Origin of the sequence: Chitinimonas sp. (assembly GCF_036568685.1) — a bacterium.
Classification (GTDB): Bacteria; Pseudomonadota; Gammaproteobacteria; order Burkholderiales; family Chitinimonadaceae; genus Chitinimonas.
Genome location: NZ_DATCSC010000125.1, coordinates 1 through 26,899 on the forward strand (window position 1 = coordinate 1; position 26,899 = coordinate 26,899).

Sequence of the window (26,899 nt, forward strand, 5' to 3'; positions counted from 1 at the left end):
GAGTAAGACTGTGACTGCGCCACCGCCAGTTGCAGCCCCCGCCGCCAGCCCGGCCAAACCGGTTACCGCGCCGCCCCCCACCACCAACACGATGGCGGGCAACAACAAAGGCAGCCTGGTCCTGGCACCGCCACCCAAGGCCTATACACCACCGCCACCACCTACGCCTGAGCAGACCATCACCTCCTTGGCCGCGGGCGCCCTGCCACCCGGCAGCCGTGGCTTCACCGTTCAAGCGGGGGTATTCCAAAGCAGCGACAATGCCAGCAAACTGATCGAGCGACTCAGCGCGGCCGGCATCCCTGCGAGACTCGAAACCCGCGTCCAGGTCGGCCCCTTCAAAAACAAGGAAGAGGCCGACCTGATCATGCGCCGTCTGCGTGACCTCGGTATAACACCGATATTGCAGTCGCCGGCACCGTAATTGCAAAGGCGGTGGCGGGACACCCTGCCACCGCGGCCTCTGCCCGCTCAATGATCGCGACTGTCTTGCTGCAAGCCTTGTTTGCAGCGAGTTTCACCGGGAGGAGGCTGGTTGCTGAAGCGCCCCTTGCACAGTTCGTTCTTTATGCGGTCACGACACACCACGCCAAATAGACCCCGCGCACACTCGGCCGCCACGCGGCGGTTGTATTGCTCATCAATGCTGACTACCGGCGGCGGCAGGCTGGCCTCTGCCGGCGCAGCAACCGCTGCAGATGGCGGCGCAGGCGCATAGCGCTCGGTCGGCGCAGCCGCACACTGAGTCACAAATACCCGCGATGCCAATTTTTGCGCCTGCTTGGCTGGCAAACCATATTGCCCCTCCAACCAGCGCACACCTTCATCGCAACTCTCCGGTTGTGGGCGCAGGGCTTTGGCAGCAGTCTGCATCTGCGCCAAACTCGGCTTGCCCTCGGCCTTGGGTATCGCAACCGGCTCGGACCTAGTATCGACCGGCATTGCTGGCGGAGGTGCAGGCGCAGGCGCAGGTGCAGGTGCAGTTTGAGCTTGTCGCCCGTTGGCAAGTGGCATTTCCTGCGGCGATGGCCTCACCACCCCTGCCGGCACAGGTCGAACCTCGGCAGCCGGCACCACAGTAGCCGGGACTGGTTGCGAGGCCGGCGCCACAGCCTGGCCGCGCCACCACCAACCACCGAGGGCAAGCACTGTCACGACAAGCAGGCCAGTTAAATAGCCACCCACGCGCCCCGCAGAGGTTACCGATGCAGCCACTTGCGCCGGACCAACCGGCGCGAGTGCCGCGACCGGAGGCGGCGCATCAGCCAGCTCGATCACCAATTCAGATCCCGGCGCCGCAGCAGTCAGCGATGCACCGCAGGCCTCGCAGACGCTTGCACCCGGCAGATTCTGCCGACCACAGGCAGGACACGCCATGCCACCCTCCCCTCGCACCAGGCCTGCGGGATCGGTTGATCCCAATCGGGCTTTACAGGTTTGGTATAGCGTGCAATTGGCCGAACAACCACGCCTTGCGCATGGTGCTTACGACAACCCGCTCAGCCGGTGAAATCCGGCCAGTCTGCCGGTCGCCAGGCGGGCCACAATCCCTGGTCAGCCTGGCTATCCGCAGCGACCGCGATTCCCGCCACCGCAACCAGGCGCTCGCCCTGCCAGAGCAGGGGCCAGCGGCTGCGCAGCCAGGGCGGAATGCCGGCCTCCTGCAACAGCAATTTGACCTGCCGATTCGGACCACCCGCGCGCGGCCGTATCTGCTCGCCGCCGCGACGGGGGCGCAGCCAGAGACCGTCACAAGCCGCCGGCGCCAGGCCCATATCATGGCGCTGCCAGAGCAACTGACCATGCCAGGCCGGCAGCACGACCCTCTCGCCAGCCGGCAGCAATTGGTCACCCACCTCAGCACCATGCCACGCCAGCCAGACTTCGCCGCGGTAACGGTGCACAGCGCGATCACCCAGGCGCAAGGTGGGGTTGGCATCTTCCCGCGCGTTCAGCAACTGATCGAGCAGGAGCAAAAGCTGCCGCTCATCGGGCCGCACATCGTGCCGAGCCAGGAACCAACGCAGCAGATTGCGCTGCCGGGCACCCGCCAGCGCAGCCAATCGCGAGACAGGCAACCGCACGCCGGCACCCTGGGCGTCCTCCTCGGCAATCGCGTCGAGCAGACCTGCCGCCTCGGCAAAGTGGCGAGCCGCACGACTCATGGCTGCCTGAGCCGAGGGAAAGCGCATCAGCAGCGCAGGCATGACCCGCTGCCGCAGATAGTTGCGGTCATAGTCCAGTTCCGCATTGCTCTCGTCTTCGACCCAGGTCAACGCCTGGCTGTCCGCGTAATCACGCAAGATGGAGCGCGGCTCATCCAGCAAGGGGCGCCAGATCTGGCCGCCACCCGCCAGCGGCCGATGCGGTGGCATGCCGGCCGCACCATGCACCCCCGTACCGCGCGCCAAACGGTAGAGCACGGTTTCTGCCTGGTCGTCGCGATGGTGCCCCAAGGCCACAACATCCACCCCAAGGCGGCTGTATGCGGCATAGCGGATCTGCCGCGCGCGCGCCTCCAGGCTGTCCGCTGCATCGGCATCCAATTCGGCACGCTCAAACGAAAAAGGAATGGCACGCTGCTGACAATAGTCGGCACAAAAAGCCAGCCAGGCATCCGCATTCGGGCTCAGCCCGTGGTGCAAATGAAATGCCTGCAGCGTGAAAGACTGCTCCTGCCGCACGCGCTGCAACAGATGCAGCAGCACCGTGGAATCGAGCCCGCCAGAAAAACCGACCGCCACCCTGGCGCCGGGCAGCAAGAACTGGCCGGCAAGGTGGCGGAAACGGCGATAGAGCGCCTCAGCGCGATCAGGAGGCGGCAACTTCCTTGAACTTGCCATAGCTCATGAGCCGCTCGAAACGATTTTCCAGCAGCTTGTCGACCGGCTTGTCCTGCAGATTCTTGAGCGCATCCTGCAGACTCTTGCGCAAGGTCAACATCATGGCCTGGGTATCGCGATGAGCACCGCCGGTGGGTTCGGTCACTACCTTGTCAACCAGGCCCAGGGTCTTGAGCCGGGCGGCGGTGATACCCAAGGTTTCGGCAGCCTCGGGAGCCTTCTCTGCACTCTTCCAGAGGATGGAGGCGCACCCTTCAGGGGAGATCACCGAGTAGGTGGCATATTGCAACATCTGCACCGTATCGCCGATGGCGATGGCCAGCGCACCGCCCGAGCCACCCTCACCGATTACGGTGACAACGATGGGCACGCGCAGTTTGCTCATTTCGAACAGATTGCGGCCGATCGCCTCGGACTGGCCACGCTCCTCTGCGCCAATACCAGGGTAAGCCCCCGGGGTATCGACAAAGGTCAGGATGGGCAAGCCGAACTTTTCAGCCAGGCGCATCAGTCGCAAAGCCTTGCGGTAGCCCTCGGGGCGCGGCATGCCGAAGTTACGGTAGATCTTTTCCTTGGTATCGCGCCCCTTCTGGTGGCCGATCACCATGACCGACTGGCCGTTGAGCCGGGCCAGGCCGCCAACGATGGCGGGATCGTCCGCATAGGCCCGATCTCCGTGCAGCTCCTCGAAATCGGTAAATATCTCGCGGATATAGTCGAGCGCGTAAGGGCGCTGGGGGTGCCGGGCGACCTGCGAAATCTGCCAAGGCGACAGCTTGGCGTAGATCGACTTGGTCAGCTCCTGGCTCTTTTTCTGCAGATGGTCGATTTCGACCGAGATATCGACCGCCGAATCATCCTGCACAAAGCGTAGCTCGTCGATCTTGCTTTCGAGCTCGGCGATGGGTTGTTCGAAGTCGAGAAAAGTGGTTTTCATACTCGCTGCTGGCCACGTCGCTTGATGCGTACGCGCTCCCTAGGTGCCGGACGTTCGGCGAAATCGCGCCATTATGGCGAAACTCGGCCGCCCCGCAAGATTGACATGACGGTCGTTCGAGCAGCCGTCCGGCACTTTTACCCTCAGCCTACTCGTTGGTGAAAACGATTTCCGCCCGCACGCCGCCCTTCTGAAACGCCAGTCGGCTCGCGACATTGAGCAGGATGGGCGCCTGGGTATTGGCCCGGATTCCATTGCCTGCGCCGTCGCGTATCAGCGTCAGCAAGAGTGCGAGATTTTCTTCAGCTGGGTTGTCGATCAAGGCCATTTCCTCGTCAGACAGCCGCAAATTAAAGTTCAGACCCAACACACGGCTGTCGATTACACTGAAAACAACCGAGGGCTCATCCAGCGACTGCAGCCACATCACCTTGGGGTCAGGGCTTTCCTCATGCAGCAATTTGAAGCGCGTACACGCCTCAAAGCCCGGCAGACCCTCCGGAAAAGTGATGACCGTGCTTTCGTCGATCTCAATAACGCCGAAGCGAGGGGTGGTAACTTGCATAGAAAAGTAGGCTCCGCGCGTTCAAGTTGAACGAAATCTAGCCGAAATAAGGGACGCAAGCCAAGGGTGATGTAGCACAGATACGAATGTAAACACCTGTTTACAGATTTTTATTCGCCAAGCGCTAAAGTTTTTCAATATTCTGTCGATATGGCGGATAGACCATAGACAGGACTCGGCCAATGTAGCCGAGAGAGGATCGTTATGAAGATCGACAATTCAGGCAAGCCGATCAGCTCGACGCCCTCGCGTAGCGAGGCGAAAGCGGCAGCCAAGGCCAGCGGCGGGGAAACTGCGGCCACCGAGAGTCGCAGCGACAGCGTTGACCTCAACGCTTTCAGCGCCCGGCTTTCCTCGCTGGAATCGAGCCTCGTAAGCCAACCAGTCATCGATGAGAGCAAGGTGGCGGAAATTCGCCAGGCCATCAAGGAAGGCCGCTTTACCGTCCATGCCGATGCAATTGCCGACAAGCTGATCGCCAGCGTCAAGGAATTGCTGTCCGGCAACAACTGACGCCGCCTCGCGAACAAGGCATACTAGCCAGAGACCGGCCGCCGACTTGCTCGGTAGGCCGGTTTGCTTTTTATTACGGCCCTGCGACTGGAATACGCGATGTCCTCTCCCCTGCTCCTGACCACCCTGGAAAATGAGCTTGCCCATATCCAGACCTTTATCGAGACGCTGGAGCAAGAGCAGCAGGCATTGATCGACAACACCTTGGCCGAGCTGGAAACGCTCTCCAAGCAAAAGACCGCCCATGCCGCCACGTTGGAGCAACTGGCCCGTGAGCGTAAGCGCCTGTTTGACGTCAATGGCGTGGAACTCTCGCCACACCCACCGCACCAACTGGTGAGCGCACGCCACCTGCCAGCCGAGCAATTGCCAGCCCTGCAACAAGCCTGGGACAGACTGATCCAGGCCGCGAGACAAGCCAGCGCGCTCAACAACACCAATGGCCAGCTGATCCAGACCAGGCAGCAGCAGAACCAGCAACTCATGAGCCTGCTACAGAACAGCCAAAACGCCAACTTGTCCTACGATGCCCTCGGTCAACCGCGGCTTTCTCGTTCCTCCGGCTCGCTCGGCAAGGCCTAGACCTCCACCCATCGGCCGGCGGGACGACCCGCCTGCGCTGCAAGCCAACGGGGACGGCCCCAACACTTCAAACGAGGGGGCTTCCATGGCCTGGATCATTCTTATCGTCGCCGGTCTGCTGGAAATAGGCTGGGCGGTCGGGCTCAAATACACCGAAGGATTCACCCGACTCTGGCCCAGCGTCGCTACCGGTGCAGCCATGCTTGCCAGCGTCACCCTATTGGGATTGGCCGTACGCAGCCTGCCGCTGGGCACGGCCTATGCTGTATGGACGGGCATAGGTGCGGTCGGCACGGTCGTTTTGGGAATTGTGCTGTTTGGCGAATCAGCCCAACCGATGCGGTTGCTGTGCATGGTGCTGATCGTCGCCGGCATTGCCGGCCTTAAGCTGACCCACAGCGGGGCCTGAGCCTTCCCCAGCCTCAACGCGGCTGCGCAGGTGCTGGCGCAGGCTGGGCGGGCACTTGCGTGCCCGGCATAGGCAAGGTCGCCACCTCATCCTTGTTATCAGCGAGGATCTGGATAGTGACACGCCGGTTGCGGGCACGGCCTTCTGCAGAGTCATTGGGCTCTACCGGCCGGTTTTCGGCATAGCCCAGCGCCACCAAGCGCTTGGCTGCCACGCCATTGGCTTCAAACAGCCGCACCACGGTACCAGCCCGGGCCGCCGACAGCTCCCAGTTGGAAGGGAATTGGGTGGATGCGATGGGCACGTTGTCGGTATGCCCTTCGATCTGAATCAGGTTGTCACTACCCGCCAGCTTTTGGGCAATGGAGGACAAGGAACCCGCCGACTTGGCATCGAGCGTGGCCGAACCCACCGGAAACAGCAGGCTGGCATTGACCTCGATGGCGATACCCCGCTTGCTCTCGGTCACCCGCACCTGCCCCTGGTCGATCAGCTTGGCCAGGTCCTGCTTGAGCTCGACCGCCATATCCTTCATGGCCGCCGCCTGCTGAGCGCGCTCCTGCACCAATTGTTGCACCTGGGCCGCTTCCCGGCGCTGCCGGTAAGGCAAGGCGATCAGGCTCTGGTTATTGCCATTGGGGTCGTTCTTGATCAGCGCATCGGTCGAGGCGTCAGGTTTGTTGAAGGCCACGGTCAAGGAGTTGGAAAGCACCTTGTACTTGCCCTCGTTGACCTGGGAGATGGCATACATGACCACAAAGAAAGCAAACAAGAGCGTGATGAAGTCCGCATAGGACACCAGCCAGCGCTCGTGGTTTTCGTGGTCTTCCGGTTTGTGCTTGCGCGCCATACCTCTCCCAGACTCCTCCAAGCCGCCCCAGCCAGGGCGGTAACGGGCGGCACGAAGCCGCCCGCCGATTCGTTATTACTTTAGTTTGAACTCAAGATAGCTGCCCAGCTTGGTACCGGCAGCAGCACCGATGGAGCGGGCAAAACGTTGCGCCCAGTCCTCATGCGGGGTGAAGTCGACAATCTCTTCGGCCTTGATCACGTCGCGGGCCACGGTATCGGCCGAACCCAGCGCATCCGCCAGACCCAGCTCAACGCTTTTCTCCCCGCTCCAGACCAGGCCGGAGAACATATCCGGCGTTTCTTTCAGGCGCTTGCCACGACCTTGTTTCACCACATTGATGAACTGCTGGTGCACCTCGCCCAGCATTTGCTTGGCGTACTCAACCTGAGTCGGCGACTGCGGCGAGAACGGATCGAGAAAGCCCTTGTTGGCGCCGGCAGTCAGCAGGCGACGCTCGACGCCCAGCTTTTCCATTGCGCCGGTAAAGCCAAAGCCATCCATCAACACGCCGATCGAGCCGACCAGACTGGCCTTGTCGACAAAGATCTTGTCTGCGGCGACGGCCACATAGTAGCCACCAGACGCACAGATATCGTCCACCACCACGTAGAGCGGGATGTCCGGATGCAATTTGCGCTGGCGCTTGATCTCGTCATTGATCTGCCCCGCCTGCACCGGGCTACCACCCGGGCTGTTGATGCGCAGGATCACGCCCTTGGTGTTCTTGTCCTTGAACGCATTGCGCAGGCCTTCATTGATATTGTCGGCATTGGCATTGTCGCCGGCAGAAATGACGCCATTGAGCTCAACCAGGGCAGTGTGCGGCCCCAGGCTGCGGCTGCCGCCTTCGCGCGCATCGCCACGATGCCAGGTCACGATCACCGCCAGGAACAGGAACAGCCAGCCAAAGCCGACAAACTTGAAGAAGATGCTCCAATTACGCCCCTTGCGCTGCTCCTTCAGGGCGGTGACCACCAGTTTTTCCAGGACCTGACGTTCCCAGCTCGGCTCTTGCTGCTCGCTCATGCTTACCCTCGATTTCGATCAAACCGTCATTGGGAGCCGCTAACAAAACCCTTCTGCGCCTTGTGGTACAAGCCGGTCGTGCCAACTGCAATGTCCTCGCTTGCACACTTGGCCAGAACCACTTCGCCGGGTTTTGTTAGCGGCCCCTACTTTTATATAGCTACATCGGGCAGGAAGTAGACCTCCCCACCCTCCTCCTCTACCGCCAGCTTGGTCAGGCGGGCGCCCTTGCAAGGCCCACCCAGGCACAGCCCGGTATCCGGCCTATAGTAAGCGCCGTGCGTTGCGCAGATCAAATAGGAGCGGCTCAGATCAAAGAAGTCGCCTTCGTTGAAGTCCATTTCCACCGGAATATGTGCACAGGCATTCAGGTAGCCGTGCACCCGGCCGCCCCAGCGCACCACGAAACCTGGCGCCGGAATGCCCGCCCACTCGGCCTGAAAGCGCTTACCCAAGCCACCATCCTGCAGCTCTTCCGAGCCGCAGATACGCCAGCGACGCGGTTCGCCCGGTACCTCAACCATGGCGAACCAACCAGGTGTCGAGTTCGCCAAAGCTATCGAACAGACCCAAAGGCTGCAGCGCCGCCAGCTCCTCCTTGGGGTGTGCACCATAGGACACGCCCAAGCCGGCCGCACCGGCATTGATCGCCATCTGCAGGTCGTGGGTGGTGTCGCCGATCATCACACTGCGCGCAACCGGCACATCAAGATCCTCGACCAGCTCCAGGATCATCTGCGGGTGGGGCTTGGAGTGGCACTCGTCGGCACAACGGGTGGCATCGAAGTAGCGCCCGAGCCCGGTCTGCTCGAGCACCCGATCCAGCCCGCGGCGCGATTTGCCGGTCGCCACCGCAAGGCGGTAGCCGGCCTGCTGGTAGCGCGCCAGGGCTTCGGCCACACCATCGAACAAGGCGATCTCGCCATCACGCGCCAGATAATGGTGCTTGTATGCCTCTACCACCCGCCCCACCACATCGGGACCAGCACCCGGGGCCAGATACTGCATGGCCTCATTCAAGCCGTAGCCGATCACGAAACTGGCCTCCCGCCGGCTCGGTACCGGCAGGCCGGCATCGCCAAAGGCGGCCTGGATGGCATGGGTGATCAGCGCGGTGGAATCAGCCAGCGTACCGTCCCAGTCAAAGATCAGCAGGTCAAAACGTTCAGCCATCGCGTTTTTCCAATGTATTCATATAGGCCTGCAGCTCTTCGGGCAGCGGCGCCTCCAGCTTGAGCGGCTCGCCGCTCAGCGGGTGATTGAGATTTAGCCGCCAAGCATGCAGAAACATGCGCTTGAGCCCCTGCTTGGGCAAGGCCTTGTTGAGCGCAAAGTCGCCGTACTTGTCGTCCCCAAGGATAGGGAAGCCCGACTGGGCGCAATGCACCCGGATCTGGTGGGTGCGACCGGTCTTGAGCTCGCATTCAAGCAAGGTCGCCTCACTGAAGGCCGCACGCCGGTTCAAGACCGTGTGCGAGTCCTGCCCATCGGGCGTGACGCTGACCCGGCGCTCACCATCAGCGGTCACATATTTTTGCAGTTTGAAGCGGACATGGCGGCGCGCATCGGGAAACACCCCCTTGACCAGCGCCAGGTAGCGCTTGTCCATGCCGCGATCGGTGCGCAACATTTCATGCAGCGCAACCAGCGCGCTACGTTTCTTGGCGATCAACAGAATGCCGGAGGTCTCCCGGTCCAACCGATGAACCAGTTCCAGGAATTTGGCCTGCGGGCGCTGGGCGCGCAATTGTTCAATGACCCCAAAGCTGACCCCGCTGCCACCATGCACCGCGAGGCCGGCGGGTTTATCCACCACCAGCAGTGCCTCGTCCTCAAACAGGATGGGCAGGGCCGGACCACGTGCCGCGGCGACCGAATGATCGGGCTTGGCATCCGGATCGGCGAGCCGGATGGGCGGTATGCGTATCTGGTCGCCACCCTGGATGCGGTAAGTCACATCCGCACGGCCTTTGTTCACCCTCACCTCGCCGGAGCGGACGATGCGGTAGACCAGCGACTTCGGGGCACCTTTGAGGTGCTTAAGCAAATAATTGTCCAACCGCTGACCAGCTTCTTCGGCATCGACGGTTAGGTAGGAAACTTTGCTCGGGTTGTGCATCTGACATATACTCATGCGGTCTTGCCAACCGCTCAGGCCGGTCCTACCGGTACCCCCGGCAACAAGACCATCCGTTCCACCGAACCGGCCACGATGTCGCCGATACGGTCTGTTAAAGCGGCGGATTATCTCACGCGCGACCGGCTCGCGCGGCCTTTCCCGCTCTTTTCCCGCGTCTTTTTCTCTCTTGCCGTGCCAGACCATCCCGTCGGCACCTAGCGCGCAAGTCAGACGCAAGCGCTTGATGCGCCCCAGGGGAAGACACGGTCCAGGCCAACAGCCGGTGCGGTTAACGTCGTTCACCGCCAAGCAACGACGGTACAAAGTGACAAAACGCACGACCGGACATGTGCAGGCTGATGCCCCAACCCTGGCTATCAGTCGGCAAAAGAGAACACACCCGTGCGCGGCAACGACCTTTCGGCCGCGACGACAGTACGGAATCCCAGGAATCCTCGCCTTGCATATCCATAAGCAACGCCATTTCGCCTGAGTCCTCCCTCGATGGCCAACCGCCGTCGGTGTGTTCGCCCCTGCCCGTCCGGCGGCGGGAGAACAAAACATGAAACGCATGCTGTTCAATGCGACACAAGCTGAAGAGCTACGTGTCGCCATCGTTGACGGTCAGAAGCTCATCGATCTGGATATCGAGACCGTTGGCAAGGAACAACGCAAGAGCAATATCTACAAGGCCGTCATCACCCGGATCGAGCCCTCCCTCGAAGCCTGCTTCGTCGACTACGGCACCGACCGTCACGGTTTCCTCCCCTTCAAGGAAGTTGCCCGCGCTTATTTCAAGGAAGGCGCCGATGGCCGCTCCCGCATCCAGGACGCGCTCAAGGAAGGCATGGAGCTGATCGTCCAGGTTGAAAAGGACGAGCGCGGCAACAAGGGCGCAGCCCTCACCACCTTTATCTCGCTGGCCGGCCGCTACTTGGTCCTGATGCCCAACAACCCGCGTGGCGGTGGTGTTTCCCGCCGTATCGAGGGTGAAGAGCGCCAGGAATTGCGCGCCACCATGGATCAGCTGGATGTGCCGCCCGGCATGTCCATCATTGCCCGCACCGCCGGCATCGGCCGCAGCGCCGAAGAACTGCAGTGGGACCTGAACTACCTGCTGCAACTGTGGCGTGCCATTGAAAACGCCGCCGGCTCGCAAAGCGGCCCCTTCCTGATCTACCAGGAAGGCAGCCTGGTCATCCGCGCCATCCGCGACTACTACCAGCCCGATATCGGCGAAATCCTGATCGACACCGAATTCGTGTACGAGCAGGCCCGCCAGTTCATGAGCCATGTGATGCCCGGCTTTGTGAACCGCGTGAAGATGTACAAGGACGACGTCCCGCTGTTCTCGCGCTTCCAGATCGAACACCAGATCGAGACCGCCTTCTCGCGCGAAGTCGCCCTGCCTTCCGGCGGCGCCATCGTGATCGACCACACCGAAGCCCTGGTGTCGGTCGACGTGAACTCGGCCCGTGCCACCAAGGGCGGCGATATCGAGGAAACCGCGACCCGCACCAACCTCGAAGCTGCCGACGAAATCGCCCGCCAGCTGCGTCTGCGCGACCTGGGCGGCCTGATCGTGGTCGACTTTATCGACATGGAAAAGGCCGGCAACCAACGCGAGGTGGAAAACCGCCTGCGTGATGCCCTGCGCCATGACCGTGCCCGCGTACAGACCGGCAAGATCTCGCGCTTTGGCCTGATGGAGCTGAGCCGCCAGCGCCTGCAACCCTCGCTGGGCGAGACCGCCCACCAGCCCTGCCCCCGTTGCCATGGCACCGGTTTTATCCGCGGCACCGAATCCTCGGCCCTGCACATCCTGCGCATCATCCAGGAAGAGGCCATGAAGGAAAACACCGGCGCCGTCCACGCGCAGGTGCCGGTCGACGTAGCCACCTTCCTCCTGAACGAGAAGCGCGCCGAGATCTTCTCGGTCGAATCCCGCCTCAAGGTGGGTGTGGTGCTGATCCCCAACATCCACCTCGAAACCCCCAACTACACCATCACCCGTCTGCGCCATGACGACCTCAACCATATCGAGGAAGTCTTGCCGTCCTACAAGATGATGGAAGCACCGGCCGAGGAAGAACACGGCCATGGCAAGGGCAAGGACAACGAGCCTGCCAAGCCGCGCCAGGAAGCCGCCGTCAAGGGCATCACACCGACCCAACCGGCACCGGTTGCTGTCGAGAAGCCCGAGCCGGTCGTCACCAAGCCCTCGCTGTTCGACCGCATCATCCGCTTCTTCAAGGGCGAAGAAGCCGAAGAAGTGAAGCAGCCCGTGCCTGCCAGCAAGGGCGGCCGTGACCGTGGCAACCGCCGCGGTGGCGATGGCCGTCGCGAGCGCAATAACGAACAGCGCAACGAGGGTAAGCGTGGTGAAGAGCGCCGCGCCGGTGGCGGCAAGCCGCGCATCGAGGAGGACGAGCAGCCGCGTCCGCCACGCGAGCGCCGTGAGCGCGGCGAGCGCGGTGAAGGCCGTAACGAGCGTCAAGGTGGCGAAGGCCGCAATGAGCGCCAGAACGATCGTCAATCGGAAGCCCGCAGCGAGCGCCAGGAAGGCCGTGAGCAACGCGAGCCGCGCGAACCGCGTCAGGGTCGTGAACCGCGTGAAGGTGGCGAAGCCCGTGCTGAGCGCGAACCGCGTCAGGAACGTCAGCCGCGCGAACCCCGCGAACCGCGTGAACCACGTCAGCCGCGCGAACCACGTGAAGGCGGCGAAGCCCGTGCCGAACGTGAACCGCGTCAAGAGCGTCAACCACGTCCGCAAGCCGAGCCCAAGCCGCAACTGGAAGCCAGCGAAGAGCCGAGCCAGCAGGAACTGTTGCCGGTAGATGGCGCCCAGGGCGAAACTCCGGAAGCGACCGGTGAAGGCCGTGGTCGTCGTCGTCGCGGCCGTCGCGGTGGCCGTGGTGAGCGTGGCGCCGAGGCGCAAGCATTGGCCGGCCAGGAAGGTGAAGCCCAGGCCGAGTTGCCGGTTGAAGCGGGTGAAACTGCTGAAGTCGCGCCTGCTGCCGCAGTAGAGACCGTGGCTGCGGCCCCCGCAGCCGTCGCCGAGCAGGCCGTTACCATCGAAGCGCCCGTCGCCAAGGCTGTCGACGCTGAAGTAGCCGTAGCGCCCGAAGCCGTTGAACCGGCACCTGTCGCTGTCGAGCCGATCGCAGCGGCTGAGCCGGTCGCGGTCGCCACCGAGCAGCTCGCGCCGGTCGTCGAGACCAAGGTCGAGATCGCCAGTGCGCCGGTTGCACTGGTTGTCGTGGAAGCCGCACCGGTTGTGGCCGAAAGCAAGCCAGTTGCATCCAGCGTGCCGGAGATCGGTACGCCAGAAGATGTCGGCCTGATCCAGGTCGCCACCCAGCTCAAGGCTTTCGAGCCGCTGGACCTGCCCACCGTCGCCGCACCGACCCGCCGTCGTCGTAGCGAAGTGAAGCCGGAAGCCAAGGCTGCGCCGGTGCAAGAGGAGTTGGTCATGGTGGAAACCAGCCATGCCGCCGCCCCTGCCGAAAGCAAGCCGGAGCAGTCCGCCTAAGCAGCGAGACTAGCGCCAACGAAACAAGGGAGCCTACGGGCTCCCTTGTTTTTTGTCCGTCAAGTTAGCGCAGCTAACTGATCAACTGCACGGCCAGTTTGATCAACTACGCAACAGCGAGCGCGCCGCCTCGTAGCGGGTGGCGAAGTATTTGGTCTTGAGGCTTTCGATGCGCACCTTGCCGTTGGTGCTCGGGGCATGGATGAACTTCTCATCGCCGATATAGATGCCCACATGGGAAAACGGCCGGTTCATGGTATTGAAGAACACCAGATCCCCCGCCTGCAGGTCATCGCGCCGCACCGAGCGGCCGCGCTTGGCAATATCGGCGGCACTGCCGCTGACATCCAAGCCCAGCGCATTGCGGTAGATGAAGGTGACCATGCCCGAGCAATCCAGCCCTGCCTCGGGGTTCTTGCCGCCGAACTGGTAACCCACGTCGATCAGGCCCAGTGCGTACATGACGATCTCGCGGCCGGAATCATCGGCTTCAATGCGCGCGGTACTGGTATCGGGCCTGGACTCAGGTTTGACCACCACCTTGCCGCCGCTGGCTGGGCGCGAACTGGCTACCGGTTTGGGCGGGGCACTGGCGCAACCAGCCAGCAACAGCCCGGCCAGCAGCAAGCTGCCGCAACCCGCGGCGGAGGAAGGCATCCGCACTATGCGGCTCGTTACTGCGATCATGGCAAAGTCTCCAACCAGCTTGCTACAGCACTGGCCGCAAGCGGCCAGGCCTGATCCAACATCAACATATGCCCCATGCCATCCAGATGCTGGGCAGGAACGCCCAGTTGCATAGCGGTCTGCTCGATCAGATGAGTGGGCATCAATTTGTCGCCATCGCTGCCCAGTACCAGCACCGGCGGCAAGCCCAAAGGCGGCCGCTGGTCCCATTGCGGCAAGGTCATCTCCAGCAGCGCCCTGTCGGACTCATGCTGGAAGCGGCTGGCATAGCCCAGCAGCGTGGCCTCATCAAGCCCTTCGGAGAACAGCAGCTCGCGCAGCTTCTCCAGGTGGGGCGGGCGACCGCCGTGCTGCAACAGGTTCAACTCCCACAGGAGTTGCGGGTGCTGCCAGAGCATATGCATGGCCGAGCCCAGCAAACCACCAGGTGGCACGCTGGCCAGGAGCGCCAGACCGGCCAGGCGTAACTCGCGCGCGCAGGCCAGGGCCACAAAGCCACCCATGGAATGGCCCAGCAAGATAGGTTTGCATCCATGCAAAGCCGTTATCTGCTCCGCAACACGCCGTACATCGGCGACATAGTCAGCCACCGAAGCCTGCGCCAGCGTGTCGCGCCCTTCGCTGTGACCATGCCCACGCAAGCTCAGGGCATAGCCGTGATAGCCGCGAGCGGAAAAATAAGGCAGGAAGTTCGGTTGCCAGCACCAGGCAGCGCCGTAGGCCCCGTGCACAAACAGAAGCGGCGGTCTTCGACGCGCTCCGGCGGGTGGTGATTCGACTATTTCCAGATGATTTTCAGTTACTTGCACTGGTTTCTTGTCAAATCAGGTGAATATTAGCGAACACCATACGACAAACCTTGCTACGAGACAATCATCTCCGCCCTTCTTGTTGACCTTGGGTTCATTAAGTAATAAATTACCGCTGAGTCATTAGCTCAGGAAGCACTATGGACACCACCCCGCCGCGCTGGAAGCGCCGCAAGGAAGCGCGCCCGGCCGAGATTATCGAATCTGCGCTGACGCTTTTTGTCGACAAAGGCTATGCCGCGACGCGGTTGGATGATGTAGCCAAGCTGGCCGGCGTTACCAAGGGAACGGTCTACCTCTACTTTGACAACAAGGAAGAGCTGTTCAAGGCCGTGGTGCGCGAAACCGTGTTGCCCAACCTGGAGTTTGCCGAGACCGTCGTCGCCGAGCACCAGGGCAGCAGTGAAGCCTTGCTCTGGCACCTTTTGGAGCGCTGGGCCGAGCGCATGACCGAATCCCCGACCACCGGCATCGCCAAGCTGATGATCGCCGAGGCCGGCAACTTCCCTGAGCTTGCCCGCTTTTATATGGATGAAGTGGTACTGCGCAGCCGCAAGCTGTTTTCGGCGGTCATCGAGCGCGGCATCCAATCCGGTGAATTCCGCCCGGTCGACGTTGCCTTGGCCACCCGAGCCACGACCGCGCCCCTGATGATGACCAAGGTCTGGTCGCAGAGCTTTGCGCTGTGCGACCCCGAGATCATCGACCTCAGGACCTTCGCCCGTTTTCATTTCGAGCTGATGATGGCTGGCCTCAGGGCCTGAGTCTGCAGCCGCAAAACCAACCAGAACATCCGGATACGGATGCCGCAGCACCGACTACAGGAAGCCTCATGAGCGACGCTCCACAAGCACAAAAGCAAAGCAAGGCCCGTCTGATCCTCGCCCTCGCCGTTGTTGGCATCGGCGGCTGGATCGCCTACCACTGGTGGCATGGCCGTACTTTCGTCGAGACCGATAACGCACAGATCGAGGGCCATATCGTGCCCATCGCCGCCCGTGTCTCGGGTTATGTCCAGGCGGTGAATATCAGCGACAACCAGACCGTGACTGCCGGCAGCCAACTTGTGAAGATCGATGACCGCGACTACGGCGCGCGGTTGGCCCAGGCCAATGCCGACCTGAATATCGCCATCGCCGCTGCCGGCGGCAAGGGCACCACCGGCCAGGCCGAGGCGCAGATCGGTTACGCCCAGGCCAGCGCTGCTGCGGCCCAGGCCACCATCGCCATGGCGGAGGCCAATGCCGAACGCGCCCGTAACGACCTGGTACGGACCCGCTCGCTGGCCACCAAGGGCATGGCCACCTCCGCCCAGCTCGACGCAGCCGTGAATGCCGAGCGTGCCGCCGAGTCGCAACTCAAGACCGCGCGCGATACCGCCAGTGCAGCCAGCCAACAAGTTGGTGTGGCCGGTGCCGGCCTCAAGTCGGCCCAGGCCAAGGTGGATTCGGTCCGTGCCCAGCGCGACCTGGCTGCCATCCAGTACAAGGACACCGAGGTCAATGCCCCTATCACCGGCGTGACCAGCAAGAAGTCGGTCGAAGTCGGCCAATTGGTGCAGCCTGGCCAGACGCTGTTCTATCTCGTACCACTCAATGACGTCTGGGTGACCGCCAACCTCAAGGAGACGGAAGTCGGCAACGTACGCGTCGGCCAGCCGGTTGAGGTGGAAGTAGATGCCTACCCGGGCAAGACCTTCAGCGGCAAGGTGGATTCCTTCAGCCCGGCCACCGGCGCCAAGTTCGCGCTGCTGCCGCCGGACAATGCCAGTGGCAACTTCACCAAGGTGGTGCAACGCGTTCCGGTCAAGATCAAGCTCGATACCTTTGACGAGAAGACCACCCCGCTACGCCCCGGCATGAGCGTGATCGCCAGCGTCCGTATCCGCTAAACCACGAGCGCCACCATGCTTGGTACCCACAACCTGGCCTTGTTCATCGCTTCCGGCCTGCTGCTCAGGCCGGATTCGCTGTTTATTGCCAGCCGCGCCGCCGGGCAGGGCTTTCGTGCCGGTTCGGCTGCTGCACTGGGCATAGGTGCGGGTACCTTCGTCCATATCCTGGCGGCAGCCTTCGGCCTCTCCGCCTTGCTGGCGACCTCGGCCGCGGCCTTCACCGTGGTCAAGCTGATCGGCGCCGCTTACCTGTTGTGGATAGGGCTGCAGATGCTTCGCAGCCGACCGGTTGTGGCAAGCACGGACGTACCGCTTGCTGGGCAAGCTGCGCCGCTGGCCCGCATCTTCTGGCAAGGCTTCTGGACCAACGTGCTCAATCCGAAGGTGGCTTTGTTCTTCCTGGCCTTCGTGCCGCAGTTCATTGCGCCGGAAGCCCCCGGCAAGGCCTTGGCCTTTCTGTTCCTGGGCACCGTGTTCAACTTCAACGGCATGCTGTGGTGCCATCTCCTGGCCTATAGCGCCGCGACGGCCAGCCGCCGTTTCAAGGCCAGCCAGCGCCTGGTGCAGTGGCTGAACCGCAGCATCGGCGCACTGTTCATTCTGCTCGGCGCGCGGCTGGCACTGGCCCGCCAGGCCTGAGTCACGCAGCCCCTTTCGCTCCATCGACAAGACTCGATCCATGAAGCCCATACTTCCCGGCCTCTTGCGCAGTACCGACGCCGCCAGCATCCATCGCAACCGCTTCATCATCGCCATGATTGTGACGCTGGCCTGTGTGCTGGAGCTGCTCGATACCAGCATCGTCAACGTCGCCGTGCCGCACATGATGGGCACGCTCGGCGCCACGCTGGACGAAATCACCTGGGTCTCCATCGGCTACGTGGTCGCCAACGTGATCGTGCTGCCGATCTCGGGTTTTCTGGCCAACCAGTTTGGCCGCCGCAACTACCTGGCCATGTCCATCCTGGTATTCACCTTCGCTTCCTGGGCCTGCGGCAATGCCCATAGCCTGGGCGAGCTGGTGTTCTGGCGCATCATCCAAGGTCTGGGTGGCGGTGGCCTGATCGCCACCGCGCAAGCCACTTTGTTCGAGGTCTTCCCTCCCAAGGAGATCGCCACCTCCATGGCCATCTTCGGTATTGGCATCATGTTCGGCCCTTCATTAGGGCCAACTGTTGGCGGTTGGTTGACCGAGGCCTACTCCTGGCCTTGGATCTTCTATATCAACCTGCCCCTGGGCGCTGCCGCCCTGCTTTTGGTGCTCACCTACGTGCCGGATTCCGCCCATAGGCGGATCGCCAAATCCGTGGACTACCCCGGCCTTCTATTGCTCGCACTGGGCGTGGGCACGCTGCAGCTGATGCTGGAGCGTGGCGAGAAGCAGGACTGGTTTGAATCCACCGAGATCATTGCCTACACCATCATCAGCTTTATCTCGCTGTTCGTATTCGTGATCCGGCAGCTCGAGATCGATCACCCCATTGTCAATCTGCGGATCCTGCATGATCGGCAGTACTCCGTCGGCCTGATCTTTACCTTCTTCCTCGGTGCTGCACTCTTTTCGACCGTATTCCTGTTCCCGGTCTACGCCCAGACACTGATCGGCTTTGACGCCTTCCAGACCGGCATGATCATCCTGCCCTCGGCACTGGCTGCCGCCTTTACCATGCCGGTGGCGGCCAAGCTGCTAGCGCGCGGCGTACCCGCACGACTGGTCATCACCGTGGGCGCTTTCATCTTCATGTACGCCATGTGGGGTCACCACCTGTTCACCACCGAATCGGGCCAGGACGACTTTTTCTGGCCGCTGCTGATGCGCGGCTTTGGTCTTGGCCTTGTGTTCATGCCGCTCAACAACCTGACCCTGGCCGCCATCGCACCGCAAGAGATTCCCGACGCCACCGGCATCTACAACCTGACCCGGCAGCTCGGTGGCAGCGTGGGCATTGCGCTCTCGGCCACCTTGTTGACCAAGTTCGAGAACAGCAAGCGCGCCAGCCTGGTGAGCCACCTGGCCAGTGACAATGACGCCATGGCCGAGCGGCTGAGCATCTTTACCCAGTTGTTTCAGCAAAAGGGCCACGCAGCCAGCATGGCCGGCCAAAAGGCCTATGCGCTGATCGACGGCCAGGTCAACAAACAAGCCATGATGCTGGCCTTCAGTGATCTGTTCCTGCTGTTTGGTCTGGCCATCTGCCTGCTCCTGCCGCTGCTGCTTTGGATGAACAAGCCCCCCCGCATGGCGAAGGCCACGGAAGTCTCGCACTGACCTGCATCCGGCAATTCGGCGGGCCTTAGGCTCGCCGGGCAGTTAGAATTCACCCCATGCATACGATTTCCACCGATATTGACGCAGCCCTGGCGCTCCTGAAGGCTGGCGAGCTCGTCGGCATCCCTACCGAATCGGTCTATGGCCTGGCGGCGGATGCCGCGCAGCCGGAGGCCGTGGCTAAGATTTTCGCCATGAAGGGACGCCCGGCCGACCACCCGGTGATCGTCCACGTGGCCGGCAAAGCACAGTTGGCCGATTGGGCCCGCGACATACCGGACGAGGCCTGGAAGCTGGCCGATGCCTTCTGGCCCGGCTCGCTGACCATGATCCTGCCACGCCAGCCTCATGTGCCTGATGCAGTCACCGGTGGCCAGGATACGGTCGGCATACGGGCCCCAGCCCACCCGCTGACCCACGAACTGCTGCAGCGCTTCGGCGGCGGCTTGGCAGCCCCTTCGGCCAACCAGTTCGGCCACGTTAGCCCCACCACGGCCCAGCATGTCTATAACGAGTTCGGCCCTGCCTTGCGGCTGATCCTCGACGGCGGTCCTTGCCGTATCGGCGTCGAATCTACCATCGTCGGCCTGACAGGCGAGCAGCCGACACTGCTACGCCCTGGTGGCGTGCCCGCAGCGGCGATCGAGGCCGTGCTCGGTCGCAAGCTGGTCCATCACGAGAAGCCGAGCACCGCCAAGATGCGAGTCTCCGGCCTGCTTGACTCGCACTACGCACCGCGTACACCGCTCCTGGTCGGTAGCCTCAAGGCACTGGAGAACGAGGCTTATACCCGCTTCGAAGCCGGTCAGAAGGTTGCTTTGTTGCATCACAGTGACTACACCGCCAACATCTGTGGCCTGGAGAGCCAGCGCATGCCGGCGGAGGCCGAAGCCTACGCGCGTGCCCTCTACGCCACCCTGCGGCAGTTTGACCTGGGCGGCTTTGATGCCTTGCTGCTGGAGGCCCCACCGCAGCACCCTGACTGGCTGGCGGTCAACGACCGCGTCAAGCGGGCCACCACGCATCGGCTCGATTGATGCCGCCAGCCAAGGCCGATCCGCACTGGTGGCACGACGGCCGAACGTTGGCCTTGCTGTCGGCGGCCGGCTTTTCGCTCAAAGCCATCTTCGTCAAGCTGGCCTATGCCGCCGGCCCGGTCGATGCCATTACCCTTCTGGCCATGCGCATGGGCCTGGCCCTGCCTGCCTTTATCTGGCTGGTATGGCAAGCCGGCGGTGATCCGCTCTCGACCGCCGACAAACTCGGCATGGTGGTCCTGGGCATGGTCGGATACTACCTTTCCAGCCTGTTCGACTTCCTGGGCCTGCAGTACATCACGGCCGGCCTGGAGCGGCTGATCCTGTTCACCTACCCTACCCTGGTACTGCTGATGGAGGCTGCCTGGCGGCGCCAGCGCATTGCCGGGCGGGTCTGGGCGGCAATGGGGCTGTGCTATCTGGGCCTGTTGGCTGCCTTTTGGCACGACCTGCGGCATACCGCGGTCAGCAGCCTGGTTCTCATGGGAGCTGGCTGGGTGTTCCTGTCTGCCCTGACCTTCTCTGCCTACTACCTGGGCACCGCCCGCTATGTGAAGCGGCTGGGTGCCAGTCGCCTCTCCGGTCTCGCCGGCGCGGTCGCCAGTGGCTTTGTGCTCGGCCACTTCACGCTGGTCCGCCCGCTTTCTGCCGTGTTTAGCCAGCCTACTGCCGTCTGGGGCTGGGCCCTCGCGATGGCGCTTGTCTCCACCGTTCTTCCCATCTGGCTTGCCGCCCGCGCGGTAGAGCGGCTGGGGCCTGGCCGGGCCGCTGCCATGGGCACTGTCGGACCGGTGCTGACTATCGTGTTCGGCTGGATCATCCTCAGTGAGCCCTTTTCGATGATGCAGCTCGTGGGTCTAGTGCTGGTTCTGGCCGGGGTAAGCTGGATAAGCAAGGCCAAAGCCAGCTAGATATTTGCATGCGGACCTGCTCCGTGGCAGAACAAAGCGGCCAGAGCCGTTACAATCGCGCCGTTCTGAAAGAAACAAACCGAGATATCGCGTGACGCCAGATCAATACTGCGAAGACAAGGCCGCCCAGAGCGGTTCGAGCTTCTATTACAGTTTCCGCTTTCTGCCGCTGCAGACGCGCCTTGCCATCACGGCGCTCTACGCTTTTTGCCGGGAAGTGGACGATGTGGTGGACGAAACCCACGATGAAGGCGTTGCCCGTACTACCCTCAACTGGTGGCGCTCGGAAGTCGGCAACCTCTACGCTGGCACACCGCAGCACCCGGTGACTCGCGCCCTGCAGCCCCATGTGGTGCGTTTGCAACTGCCGCAGGAGCAGCTGTTGCAGATCATCGAGGGCATGGAGATGGACCTGACCCAGGCCCGTTACAACGCCTTTGCCGACCTGCAGCGCTATTGCTATCTGGTGGCCTCGGTCGTGGGCCTCTTGTCCGCCCGTATCTTCGGCGTGACCGATGAGCGTACCTACCAGTATGCCGAGCGTCTGGGCCTCGCGTTCCAACTGACCAATATCATCCGCGATGTGGGAGAGGATGCCCGCCGCGGCCGTATCTACCTGCCGGTAGAAGAGCTGCAACGCTTCAATGTGCCGGCAGCGGACATACTTAACTACCGCGAAAGTGATAACTTCCGGGCCTTGATGCAGTTCCAGATCGAACGTGCCGAGGGCTACTACGCGGAAGCGCTGGCGGTGCTGCCCAAGGCCGATCGTCGCAACCAGCGGGCAGGCCTTGTGATGGCGGCGATCTATCGCGCCACGCTCGACGAGATCAAACAGGATGGCGCCGGCAAGGTGCTCAACCAGCGCCTGAGCCTGACACCTGTGCGCAAGCTCTGGCTGGCCTGGAAGACCTGGTGGTTCGCCTGAGCGAACGACACCGCCTGGCGGCTGTACGTAGGGCCGCACCGACCAACTGATGGACATGCTGGATGCGACTCTGAGCGCGTAAATGGACAAGCTGCCCTTCTCACCCTGGTACCTGTTTTTTGCAGCCCTGGTGATCGTTGCCATCCTGGTGGCCGGTTGGCTGGAGATGCGGCAGGCGGATAGGGTGGCCATCCGCCGGCGCAAGATCCGCGAGGCGCTGGAGACCTTCCGTGTCTCTCGCACCTACCAGCGCGAGGACGGCACCGCCGACCTGTTTCTCTACAGCGCCGACAATTCCAAGCGGCTCCTGGAGATGAGCAACCAGATCGCCAAGCACGGCCTGGGCTCGGCTTCCTGGCTCTATTTCATGCCGGAGCGGCGATTGTTCTTCATCCTGGAGCTGGTGGCGATCGAGCCGGCCGGCAATCTGCATTTCATCCAGACCATCCATCCCATCAAGCCCGACCGTGCCCGCCAGGTACTGGCGCGCTACCCAGACCTGTACCGCGATATTTTCCGTGAAGACATCTAGACGCACGGCCGTCATCGGCGGCGGTTACGCCGGCATGGCGGCCGCCATGACCCTGTCGACCGCCGGCTGCCCGGTAGACGTATACGAAGCCGGCCCCGTACTGGGCGGCAGAGCCCGCCGTATCGAAGTGGACGGCCTCGCACTCGACAACGGCCAGCATATGGCGATCGGTGCCTATGGCACCTTGCTAGGCCTGATGCAGGAAGCCGGCGTGGCAGAGGCGGATGCCTTTGTCCGCCTGCCACTGGAACTGGACGTGCTCGATGGCCCTGAACGTGCCATGCGGCTGGCCTGCCCTCGCCTGCCGGCCCCGTGGCATACCCTGCTCGGCCTCTTACGTGCCAAGGGGCTGAGCTGGGCCGAGCGGACCAGTGCGATCCGGACCATGAGTCTGGCTCGCTTGCAGGGTTGGCGCCTGAAGCAGGATTGCAGCGTTGCCGACTGGCTGGCGCAGCAGCGCCAGTCCACCAAGCTGGTGCGCTGCCTGTGGGAGCCCTTGACCCTGGCAGCCCTCAATACGCCGATAGCCAGCGCCTCAGCCCAGATACTGCTCAATGTACTACGCGACAGCCTGGCTGCAGACCGTGCCGCCAGCGACTTCCTGATTCCCCGTTGCGACCTGTCCGCCGTCTTTCCCGAGGCAGCCGGCCGCTATATCTCGGCTCGTGGCGGCCAGGTGCAATGTGGCGCCATGGTCCGTCATTTGCGCCGGGATAAGCATGGCTGGCAGCTGGACCGTAGCGAGGCGAATTACGAACAAATTGTGGTGGCCCTGCCCCCACACCGGCTGAACATGCTGACCCTGCCCGATGGCATGAGTCTGCCCACGCTGGCGGACTGGCACTGGCAGCCTATCTGCACGGTCTACCTGCGCTACCCTGCCGGCACCCGCTTGCCGCGCCCCATGCAGGGCATGGTGGGTACGACAGCCCAGTGGTTGTTCGATCGAGGCCAGCTATGCAATCAGGATGGCCTGATGGCCGCGGTGGTCAGTGCCGAAGGGCCGCACCAGCAATGGGAGCAGCGCCGCTTGGCCGAAGTGGTCGCCGCGGAAGTCGCCCGCAGCTTTCCTGCCCTGCCGGCGCCACTATGGCAACGGGTGGTAGCGGAAAAGCGCGCCACCTTTGATTGTCGCCCTGGCTTGCTACGGCCTGGCAACGCCACCTCCCTGTCTTCCTTGGTACTGGCAGGCGACTACACTGCCGGCGACTATCCGGCTACGTTGGAAGGGGCGGTTCGTAGCGGCGTGGCCGCCGCGCAAATCCTGCTGAACCGATGACGCCGTCCATCGGCTCAACTGCCTGGGTTCGGTTTTGCCGGGCGAGCCATCCATGGCGTGCAGATATAGTGGAATGACGTTGATCGCGACGCGCGCCATGCCACGTTTTTCAAACCTTGCCCTGCTAGGGCTACTGATTCCCACCTGTCAGGCCGCCGGCCCCGATCTGATCCTCTACACCGAGGATCTGCCGCCATTCAACTTTCAACTGCCCGATGGCCAGATCAGTGGCAGCGTCACCGAGAAGATTGCACTGATCAGCAAGCAGGCAAGCTTCCAGTACCAGGTGGTGATGATGCCCTGGGCGCGGGCGCTGAGCACAGCCCGCAGTCAGGCCAATGCCTGCGTCTATTCGACGGCGCGTACCACCGAGCGGGAAGCCTGGTTCAGCTGGATCGGGCCCATGGCCCACAATGAGGGCATACTCTTTAGCGTAGCCGAACGACCACCGGTGGCCAGCAGCCTGCAAGGGGCCATGACGGCGCGGATAGGTGGCTATAACGGTTCGGCCAGCGCCATTTATCTGAGCCGGCGTGGTTACAACGTGATCATGTCCGCCAACCACGATATCTCGATCAAGAACCTGCTGGCAGGCAGGCTGGACTACTGGCTTACCAATCGCCACACCGCCAATGCGATGAGCGAGCGGCTTGGCCTGCGCGGCCGGCTGGTGCCGGCCATACCAGTGGTTAACATGGAGCTCTACCTGGCCTGCAATCCGGCTCTGGACGGACAGCTGCTCAAACGCATCCGACAGGCCTACCTGCTGTTGCAGCAGAATGGCAGCCTGGCTGCCGTCGACCGCAAATATGGGGAATAGGCCCGACTCAAGCCTCGAATAGTTCTTCGGCAGTAGCGACGGCGGTACCCAGCTTACCAACCACGATACCCGCCGCCCGGTTGGACCAGCGCATGGCCTCGGGCAAGGTCTGACCCGCAGCCAGCATGGCGGCAAGCGTCGCGATCACCGTATCGCCCGCACCAGAGACATCAAACACTTCCTGGGCAAGCGTGGGCACGTTGGTCACGCCTGCAGCTTCGAACAGACTCATCCCCTCTTCGGAACGCGTCACCAGCAGCGCATCAAGCTGCAGAGAAGTACGCAGGGCTTGCGCCTTGCTGGCCAGCTCAGCGTCGTCGGCCCAACGGCCGGTCACCTGGCGCAGCTCGGCGCGGTTGGGTGTCAACAGCGTCGCACCAGCGTAGCGGGAGTAGTCGTCCCCCTTGGGATCGACCAGCACCGGCTTGCCGGCTGCACGAGCGGCTTCGATCATGGCACGGACATGGGTCAGGCCACCCTTGCCATAGTCCGAGAGAATGACCACGTCGTGCGCCGCCAGCGCGCCGCGGAAGTCGTCGAGCTTGGCGGTCAGGATTTCATGGCTGGGGCTGTATTCGAAGTCCAGCCGGATCAGCTGTTGCTGCCGCGCCACCACGCGCAGCTTGACCGTGGTGGTGATGCTGGGATCGCGGTGCAGGCTGGTCGCCACGCCGTGGTCTTGCAGCAAGCGCTGCAGGGCATCGCCCGCTTCATCCTTGCCGACCACCGACAGCAAGGTGGCCTGACCACCAATGGCCGCGATATTGCGCGCTACATTGGCAGCACCACCGGCCCGCTCCTCAACCCGGCTGATCTTGGCCACCGGCACCGGTGCCTCGGGAGAGATACGCTCCACGTCACCGAACCAATAACGGTCCAGCATGACGTCACCCACCACCAGTACACGGGTCCGGGCCAGCGCCTGGCGGATATCTTCATACTTCATGCGGTAAAACCCTTGTCTGCAGATTCATGCCTCTCACTGTCGAACCGGCTCCCAGGGCGAGCCGGCCGGAGTGTTTCAACGGCCGATCGCATCATAGGTAATACCAAGTTCGCGCATCCAGTGCGGATCATACAGATTGCGGCCGTCTATGATCAGTGCCTGCTTGAGACTGCGCTTGATCGCCTCAAAGTCCGGGCTGCGAAATTCCTTCCATTCGGTCGCGATCAACAGGGCATCCGCCCCGTCCACCGCTGCCATGGGGCTCACGGCGTAGCGGATACGATCCCCCAGCAGACGACGCGCGGAGGCCGCCGCCGCGGGGTCGTAGGCCACTACGCTGGCGCCACGCGCCAGCAACCCTTCGATCACGGCAAGACTGGGCGCCTCACGCATATCGTCGGTATTGGGTTTGAACGCCAACCCCCAGAGTGCGATACGGCGGCCCTGCAGATCGGCCCCAAGGTGGCCTACCAGCTTGTCCACCAGGCGCCGCTTCTGGGCCTCGTTGGCTTGCTCCACAGCCGCCAGCACTTGCATGGGTACCTCATGATCGGCCGCGGTACGGCGCAGCGCCTTGATATCCTTGGGGAAGCAGGAACCACCATAGCCCAAGCCCGGGTAGAGAAAGTGGTAGCCAATGCGCGGATCGGCACCAATGCCACGGCGTACCAATTCGATATCGGCGCCCAGGGCCTCTGCCAGGTTGGCCAGCTCGTTCATGAAGGAGATGCGCGTGGCCAGCATGGCGTTGGCGGCATACTTGGTCAGCTCGGCCGAACGCACATCCATGGTCACCAAGCGTTCGTGGTTGCGCTGGAACGGTTGGTACAAGGCCCGCAGCAACTGGGTTGCCTCGTCATCGTCGCTGCCGATGATGATGCGATCGGGCCGCATGAAATCCTCGACCGCCGCCCCCTCCTTGAGGAACTCCGGGTTGGAGACCACCGCATAAGGCAGGTCCCGGCCGCGTGCCCGCAGGACCTCGGCAATCTCCTGCCGGACGCGGTCGGCAGTACCCACCGGCACAGTGGACTTGTCGACCACCACCTTGTAGCCCTCCATCCGCTCGCCGATGGCGCGCGCCGCCGCGACCACATGCTGCAGGTCGGCCGAACCATCCTCCTCGGGCGGCGTCCCCACCGCGATCATCTGCAGGGTGGCAAAAGCCACCGCTTCGGCCACGTCGGTGGTGAAGTGCAGGCGCCCGGCCGCAGCATTACGCTGGACCATGGCATCCAGGCCCGGCTCGTAGAGCGGTATCTCGCCACGCTTGAGCTGCGCGATCTTGGCCGCATCCAGATCGAGGCACAGCACCTCGTTGCCAACTTCGGCGAGGCAGGCCCCGCTGACCAGGCCAACATAACCCGTACCGATGATGGTGAGCTTCATGCGCTGACTCCTGAGCCGT

Annotated in this window: 28 protein-coding genes; 15 read left to right on the top strand and 13 right to left on the bottom strand. The window is 62.8% G+C overall.

Annotated features, from left to right (window positions below; translation table 11 throughout):
* The coding region (locus tag VIM95_RS17590) for an SPOR domain-containing protein (protein WP_331988324.1) at nt 1-424 on the top strand (424 nt) is incomplete at its 5' end.
* Nucleotides 425-471: 47 nt separating this feature from the next.
* Here the strand turns inward: VIM95_RS17590 and VIM95_RS17595 are convergent.
* The 4 genes from VIM95_RS17595 to fliW form a co-directional block, all read right to left on the bottom strand.
* A complete protein-coding gene (locus tag VIM95_RS17595) occupies nt 472-882 on the bottom strand; it encodes a hypothetical protein (protein ID WP_331988326.1) in 411 nt (136 codons plus the stop codon).
* 617 nt (nt 883-1,499) lie between these two features.
* Nucleotides 1,500-2,825 (bottom strand): tRNA lysidine(34) synthetase TilS, encoded by a 1,326-nt coding sequence (gene tilS / locus VIM95_RS17600; RefSeq protein ID WP_331988328.1) that lies wholly within the window; start codon nt 2,823-2,825, stop codon nt 1,500-1,502.
* Nucleotides 2,812-3,780 carry an acetyl-CoA carboxylase carboxyltransferase subunit alpha gene (locus VIM95_RS17605; RefSeq protein ID WP_331988330.1) on the bottom strand — a complete coding sequence of 323 codons (969 nt, stop codon included), beginning with the start codon at nt 3,778-3,780 and terminating at the stop codon, nt 2,812-2,814. Before VIM95_RS17605 ends, tilS begins: the two co-directional genes overlap by 14 nt.
* A gap of 148 nt (nt 3,781-3,928) precedes the next feature.
* Entirely contained in the window at nt 3,929-4,345 is a 417-nt protein-coding gene (gene fliW / locus VIM95_RS17610; RefSeq protein WP_331988332.1) for a flagellar assembly protein FliW, read from the bottom strand.
* Between the two features lie 204 nt (nt 4,346-4,549).
* Between fliW and flgM the strand changes: the two genes are divergently transcribed.
* From flgM to sugE, 3 genes are all read left to right on the top strand, one after another.
* Nucleotides 4,550-4,858, top strand: a complete 309-nt coding sequence (flgM, locus tag VIM95_RS17615) for a flagellar biosynthesis anti-sigma factor FlgM (RefSeq protein WP_331988334.1) — start codon at nt 4,550-4,552, stop codon at nt 4,856-4,858.
* 99 nt (nt 4,859-4,957) lie between these two features.
* Nucleotides 4,958-5,440 carry a flagellar protein FlgN gene (locus VIM95_RS17620; RefSeq protein ID WP_331988336.1) on the top strand — a complete coding sequence of 161 codons (483 nt, stop codon included), beginning with the start codon at nt 4,958-4,960 and terminating at the stop codon, nt 5,438-5,440.
* 85 nt (nt 5,441-5,525) lie between these two features.
* The gene (gene sugE, locus VIM95_RS17625; RefSeq protein WP_331988338.1) at nt 5,526-5,849 is read left to right on the top strand and encodes a quaternary ammonium compound efflux SMR transporter SugE; all 324 of its coding nucleotides are present in this window, start codon (nt 5,526-5,528) and stop codon (nt 5,847-5,849) included.
* 13 nt (nt 5,850-5,862) lie between these two features.
* Here sugE and motD read toward each other — a convergent pair whose 3' ends face one another.
* The 5 genes from motD to VIM95_RS17650 all read right to left on the bottom strand — a co-directional run bounded on the left by motD (nt 5,863) and on the right by VIM95_RS17650 (nt 9,847).
* A complete protein-coding gene (gene motD, locus VIM95_RS17630; RefSeq protein WP_331988340.1) occupies nt 5,863-6,699 on the bottom strand; it encodes a flagellar motor protein MotD in 837 nt (278 codons plus the stop codon).
* 75 nt (nt 6,700-6,774) lie between these two features.
* On the bottom strand, nt 6,775-7,728 hold the full coding sequence (locus VIM95_RS17635) for a S49 family peptidase (RefSeq protein WP_331988342.1): 954 nt from the start codon (nt 7,726-7,728) through the stop codon (nt 6,775-6,777).
* A gap of 152 nt (nt 7,729-7,880) precedes the next feature.
* Complete coding sequence (locus VIM95_RS17640; RefSeq protein ID WP_331988344.1) at nt 7,881-8,252, bottom strand: Rieske (2Fe-2S) protein; 372 nt, start codon at nt 8,250-8,252, stop codon at nt 7,881-7,883.
* Nucleotides 8,245-8,901 carry an HAD-IA family hydrolase gene (locus tag VIM95_RS17645; RefSeq protein WP_331988346.1) on the bottom strand — a complete coding sequence of 219 codons (657 nt, stop codon included), beginning with the start codon at nt 8,899-8,901 and terminating at the stop codon, nt 8,245-8,247. Before VIM95_RS17645 ends, VIM95_RS17640 begins: the two co-directional genes overlap by 8 nt.
* Nucleotides 8,894-9,847 carry an RluA family pseudouridine synthase gene (locus VIM95_RS17650; RefSeq protein WP_331988461.1) on the bottom strand — a complete coding sequence of 318 codons (954 nt, stop codon included), beginning with the start codon at nt 9,845-9,847 and terminating at the stop codon, nt 8,894-8,896. The genes VIM95_RS17645 and VIM95_RS17650 overlap by 8 nt, the downstream gene beginning before the upstream one ends.
* A gap of 562 nt (nt 9,848-10,409) precedes the next feature.
* Between VIM95_RS17650 and VIM95_RS17655 the strand changes: the two genes are divergently transcribed.
* Entirely contained in the window at nt 10,410-13,379 is a 2,970-nt protein-coding gene (locus VIM95_RS17655; RefSeq protein ID WP_331988348.1) for an Rne/Rng family ribonuclease, read from the top strand.
* A gap of 102 nt (nt 13,380-13,481) precedes the next feature.
* Here VIM95_RS17655 and VIM95_RS17660 read toward each other — a convergent pair whose 3' ends face one another.
* Nucleotides 13,482-14,036, bottom strand: coding sequence for a C40 family peptidase (locus tag VIM95_RS17660; RefSeq protein ID WP_331988350.1), 555 nt, complete (start codon nt 14,034-14,036; stop codon nt 13,482-13,484).
* Between the two features lie 26 nt (nt 14,037-14,062).
* On the bottom strand, nt 14,063-14,875 hold the full coding sequence (locus VIM95_RS17665; RefSeq protein WP_331988352.1) for an alpha/beta hydrolase: 813 nt from the start codon (nt 14,873-14,875) through the stop codon (nt 14,063-14,065).
* Between the two features lie 140 nt (nt 14,876-15,015).
* Here VIM95_RS17665 and VIM95_RS17670 point away from each other — a divergent pair, with 140 nt between their 5' ends.
* The 10 genes from VIM95_RS17670 (at nt 15,016) to VIM95_RS17715 (ending at nt 24,545) form a co-directional block, all read left to right on the top strand.
* Complete coding sequence (locus tag VIM95_RS17670) at nt 15,016-15,639, top strand: TetR/AcrR family transcriptional regulator (RefSeq protein ID WP_331988354.1); 624 nt, start codon at nt 15,016-15,018, stop codon at nt 15,637-15,639.
* Nucleotides 15,640-15,707: 68 nt separating this feature from the next.
* Nucleotides 15,708-16,766 carry an HlyD family secretion protein gene (locus VIM95_RS17675; protein WP_331988356.1) on the top strand — a complete coding sequence of 353 codons (1,059 nt, stop codon included), beginning with the start codon at nt 15,708-15,710 and terminating at the stop codon, nt 16,764-16,766.
* 15 nt (nt 16,767-16,781) lie between these two features.
* The gene (locus tag VIM95_RS17680) at nt 16,782-17,408 is read left to right on the top strand and encodes a LysE family translocator (RefSeq protein ID WP_331988358.1); all 627 of its coding nucleotides are present in this window, start codon (nt 16,782-16,784) and stop codon (nt 17,406-17,408) included.
* 40 nt (nt 17,409-17,448) lie between these two features.
* On the top strand, nt 17,449-19,038 hold the full coding sequence (locus tag VIM95_RS17685) for an MDR family MFS transporter (protein WP_331988360.1): 1,590 nt from the start codon (nt 17,449-17,451) through the stop codon (nt 19,036-19,038).
* Between the two features lie 56 nt (nt 19,039-19,094).
* On the top strand, nt 19,095-20,075 hold the full coding sequence (locus VIM95_RS17690; RefSeq protein WP_331988362.1) for an L-threonylcarbamoyladenylate synthase: 981 nt from the start codon (nt 19,095-19,097) through the stop codon (nt 20,073-20,075).
* A complete protein-coding gene (locus VIM95_RS17695) occupies nt 20,075-20,986 on the top strand; it encodes a DMT family transporter (protein ID WP_331988364.1) in 912 nt (303 codons plus the stop codon). The genes VIM95_RS17690 and VIM95_RS17695 overlap by 1 nt, the downstream gene beginning before the upstream one ends.
* 91 nt (nt 20,987-21,077) lie before the next feature.
* Complete coding sequence (gene hpnD, locus VIM95_RS17700; RefSeq protein ID WP_331988366.1) at nt 21,078-21,914, top strand: presqualene diphosphate synthase HpnD; 837 nt, start codon at nt 21,078-21,080, stop codon at nt 21,912-21,914.
* A gap of 82 nt (nt 21,915-21,996) precedes the next feature.
* A complete protein-coding gene (locus tag VIM95_RS17705; RefSeq protein ID WP_331988368.1) occupies nt 21,997-22,446 on the top strand; it encodes a hypothetical protein in 450 nt (149 codons plus the stop codon).
* Nucleotides 22,433-23,725, top strand: a complete 1,293-nt coding sequence (gene hpnE / locus VIM95_RS17710; protein WP_331988370.1) for a hydroxysqualene dehydroxylase HpnE — start codon at nt 22,433-22,435, stop codon at nt 23,723-23,725. Before VIM95_RS17705 ends, hpnE begins: the two co-directional genes overlap by 14 nt.
* 97 nt (nt 23,726-23,822) lie before the next feature.
* The gene (locus VIM95_RS17715; RefSeq protein ID WP_331988372.1) at nt 23,823-24,545 is read left to right on the top strand and encodes a substrate-binding periplasmic protein; all 723 of its coding nucleotides are present in this window, start codon (nt 23,823-23,825) and stop codon (nt 24,543-24,545) included.
* A 7-nt stretch (nt 24,546-24,552) separates the two neighbouring features.
* Here VIM95_RS17715 and rfaE1 read toward each other — a convergent pair whose 3' ends face one another.
* Both rfaE1 and VIM95_RS17725 read right to left on the bottom strand, forming a co-directional pair.
* Nucleotides 24,553-25,491, bottom strand: coding sequence for a D-glycero-beta-D-manno-heptose-7-phosphate kinase (gene rfaE1 / locus VIM95_RS17720; RefSeq protein WP_331988374.1), 939 nt, complete (start codon nt 25,489-25,491; stop codon nt 24,553-24,555).
* 75 nt (nt 25,492-25,566) lie between these two features.
* Nucleotides 25,567-26,880 (bottom strand): UDP-glucose/GDP-mannose dehydrogenase family protein, encoded by a 1,314-nt coding sequence (locus tag VIM95_RS17725; RefSeq protein WP_331988376.1) that lies wholly within the window; start codon nt 26,878-26,880, stop codon nt 25,567-25,569.
* Nucleotides 26,881-26,899 lie beyond the last annotated feature (19 nt).

Excerpts from the sequence above, each read along its gene's own strand:
- motD (WP_331988340.1), bottom strand. The coding sequence starts at position 6,699 with ATGGCGCGCAAGCACAAACCGGAAGACCACGAAAACCACGAGCGCTGG.
- VIM95_RS17725 (WP_331988376.1), bottom strand. The coding sequence starts at position 26,880 with ATGAAGCTCACCATCATCGGTACGGGTTATGTTGGCCTGGTCAGCGGG.
- VIM95_RS17680 (WP_331988358.1), top strand. The coding sequence starts at position 16,782 with ATGCTTGGTACCCACAACCTGGCCTTGTTCATCGCTTCCGGCCTGCTG.
- VIM95_RS17715 (WP_331988372.1), top strand. The coding sequence starts at position 23,823 with ATGCCACGTTTTTCAAACCTTGCCCTGCTAGGGCTACTGATTCCCACC.
- VIM95_RS17660 (WP_331988350.1), bottom strand. The coding sequence starts at position 14,036 with ATGCCTTCCTCCGCCGCGGGTTGCGGCAGCTTGCTGCTGGCCGGGCTG.
- flgM (WP_331988334.1), top strand. The coding sequence starts at position 4,550 with ATGAAGATCGACAATTCAGGCAAGCCGATCAGCTCGACGCCCTCGCGT.
- VIM95_RS17685 (WP_331988360.1), top strand. The coding sequence starts at position 17,449 with ATGAAGCCCATACTTCCCGGCCTCTTGCGCAGTACCGACGCCGCCAGC.
- VIM95_RS17695 (WP_331988364.1), top strand. The coding sequence starts at position 20,075 with ATGCCGCCAGCCAAGGCCGATCCGCACTGGTGGCACGACGGCCGAACG.
- VIM95_RS17670 (WP_331988354.1), top strand. The coding sequence starts at position 15,016 with ATGGACACCACCCCGCCGCGCTGGAAGCGCCGCAAGGAAGCGCGCCCG.
- sugE (WP_331988338.1), top strand. The coding sequence starts at position 5,526 with ATGGCCTGGATCATTCTTATCGTCGCCGGTCTGCTGGAAATAGGCTGG.
- VIM95_RS17605 (WP_331988330.1), bottom strand. The coding sequence starts at position 3,780 with ATGAAAACCACTTTTCTCGACTTCGAACAACCCATCGCCGAGCTCGAA.
- fliW (WP_331988332.1), bottom strand. The coding sequence starts at position 4,345 with ATGCAAGTTACCACCCCTCGCTTCGGCGTTATTGAGATCGACGAAAGC.
- rfaE1 (WP_331988374.1), bottom strand. The coding sequence starts at position 25,491 with ATGAAGTATGAAGATATCCGCCAGGCGCTGGCCCGGACCCGTGTACTG.
- VIM95_RS17645 (WP_331988346.1), bottom strand. The coding sequence starts at position 8,901 with ATGGCTGAACGTTTTGACCTGCTGATCTTTGACTGGGACGGTACGCTG.
- VIM95_RS17640 (WP_331988344.1), bottom strand. The coding sequence starts at position 8,252 with ATGGTTGAGGTACCGGGCGAACCGCGTCGCTGGCGTATCTGCGGCTCG.
- VIM95_RS17655 (WP_331988348.1), top strand. The coding sequence starts at position 10,410 with ATGAAACGCATGCTGTTCAATGCGACACAAGCTGAAGAGCTACGTGTC.
- VIM95_RS17620 (WP_331988336.1), top strand. The coding sequence starts at position 4,958 with ATGTCCTCTCCCCTGCTCCTGACCACCCTGGAAAATGAGCTTGCCCAT.
- VIM95_RS17635 (WP_331988342.1), bottom strand. The coding sequence starts at position 7,728 with ATGAGCGAGCAGCAAGAGCCGAGCTGGGAACGTCAGGTCCTGGAAAAA.
- VIM95_RS17705 (WP_331988368.1), top strand. The coding sequence starts at position 21,997 with ATGGACAAGCTGCCCTTCTCACCCTGGTACCTGTTTTTTGCAGCCCTG.
- VIM95_RS17690 (WP_331988362.1), top strand. The coding sequence starts at position 19,095 with ATGCATACGATTTCCACCGATATTGACGCAGCCCTGGCGCTCCTGAAG.
- VIM95_RS17675 (WP_331988356.1), top strand. The coding sequence starts at position 15,708 with ATGAGCGACGCTCCACAAGCACAAAAGCAAAGCAAGGCCCGTCTGATC.
- VIM95_RS17650 (WP_331988461.1), bottom strand. The coding sequence starts at position 9,847 with ATGCACAACCCGAGCAAAGTTTCCTACCTAACCGTCGATGCCGAAGAA.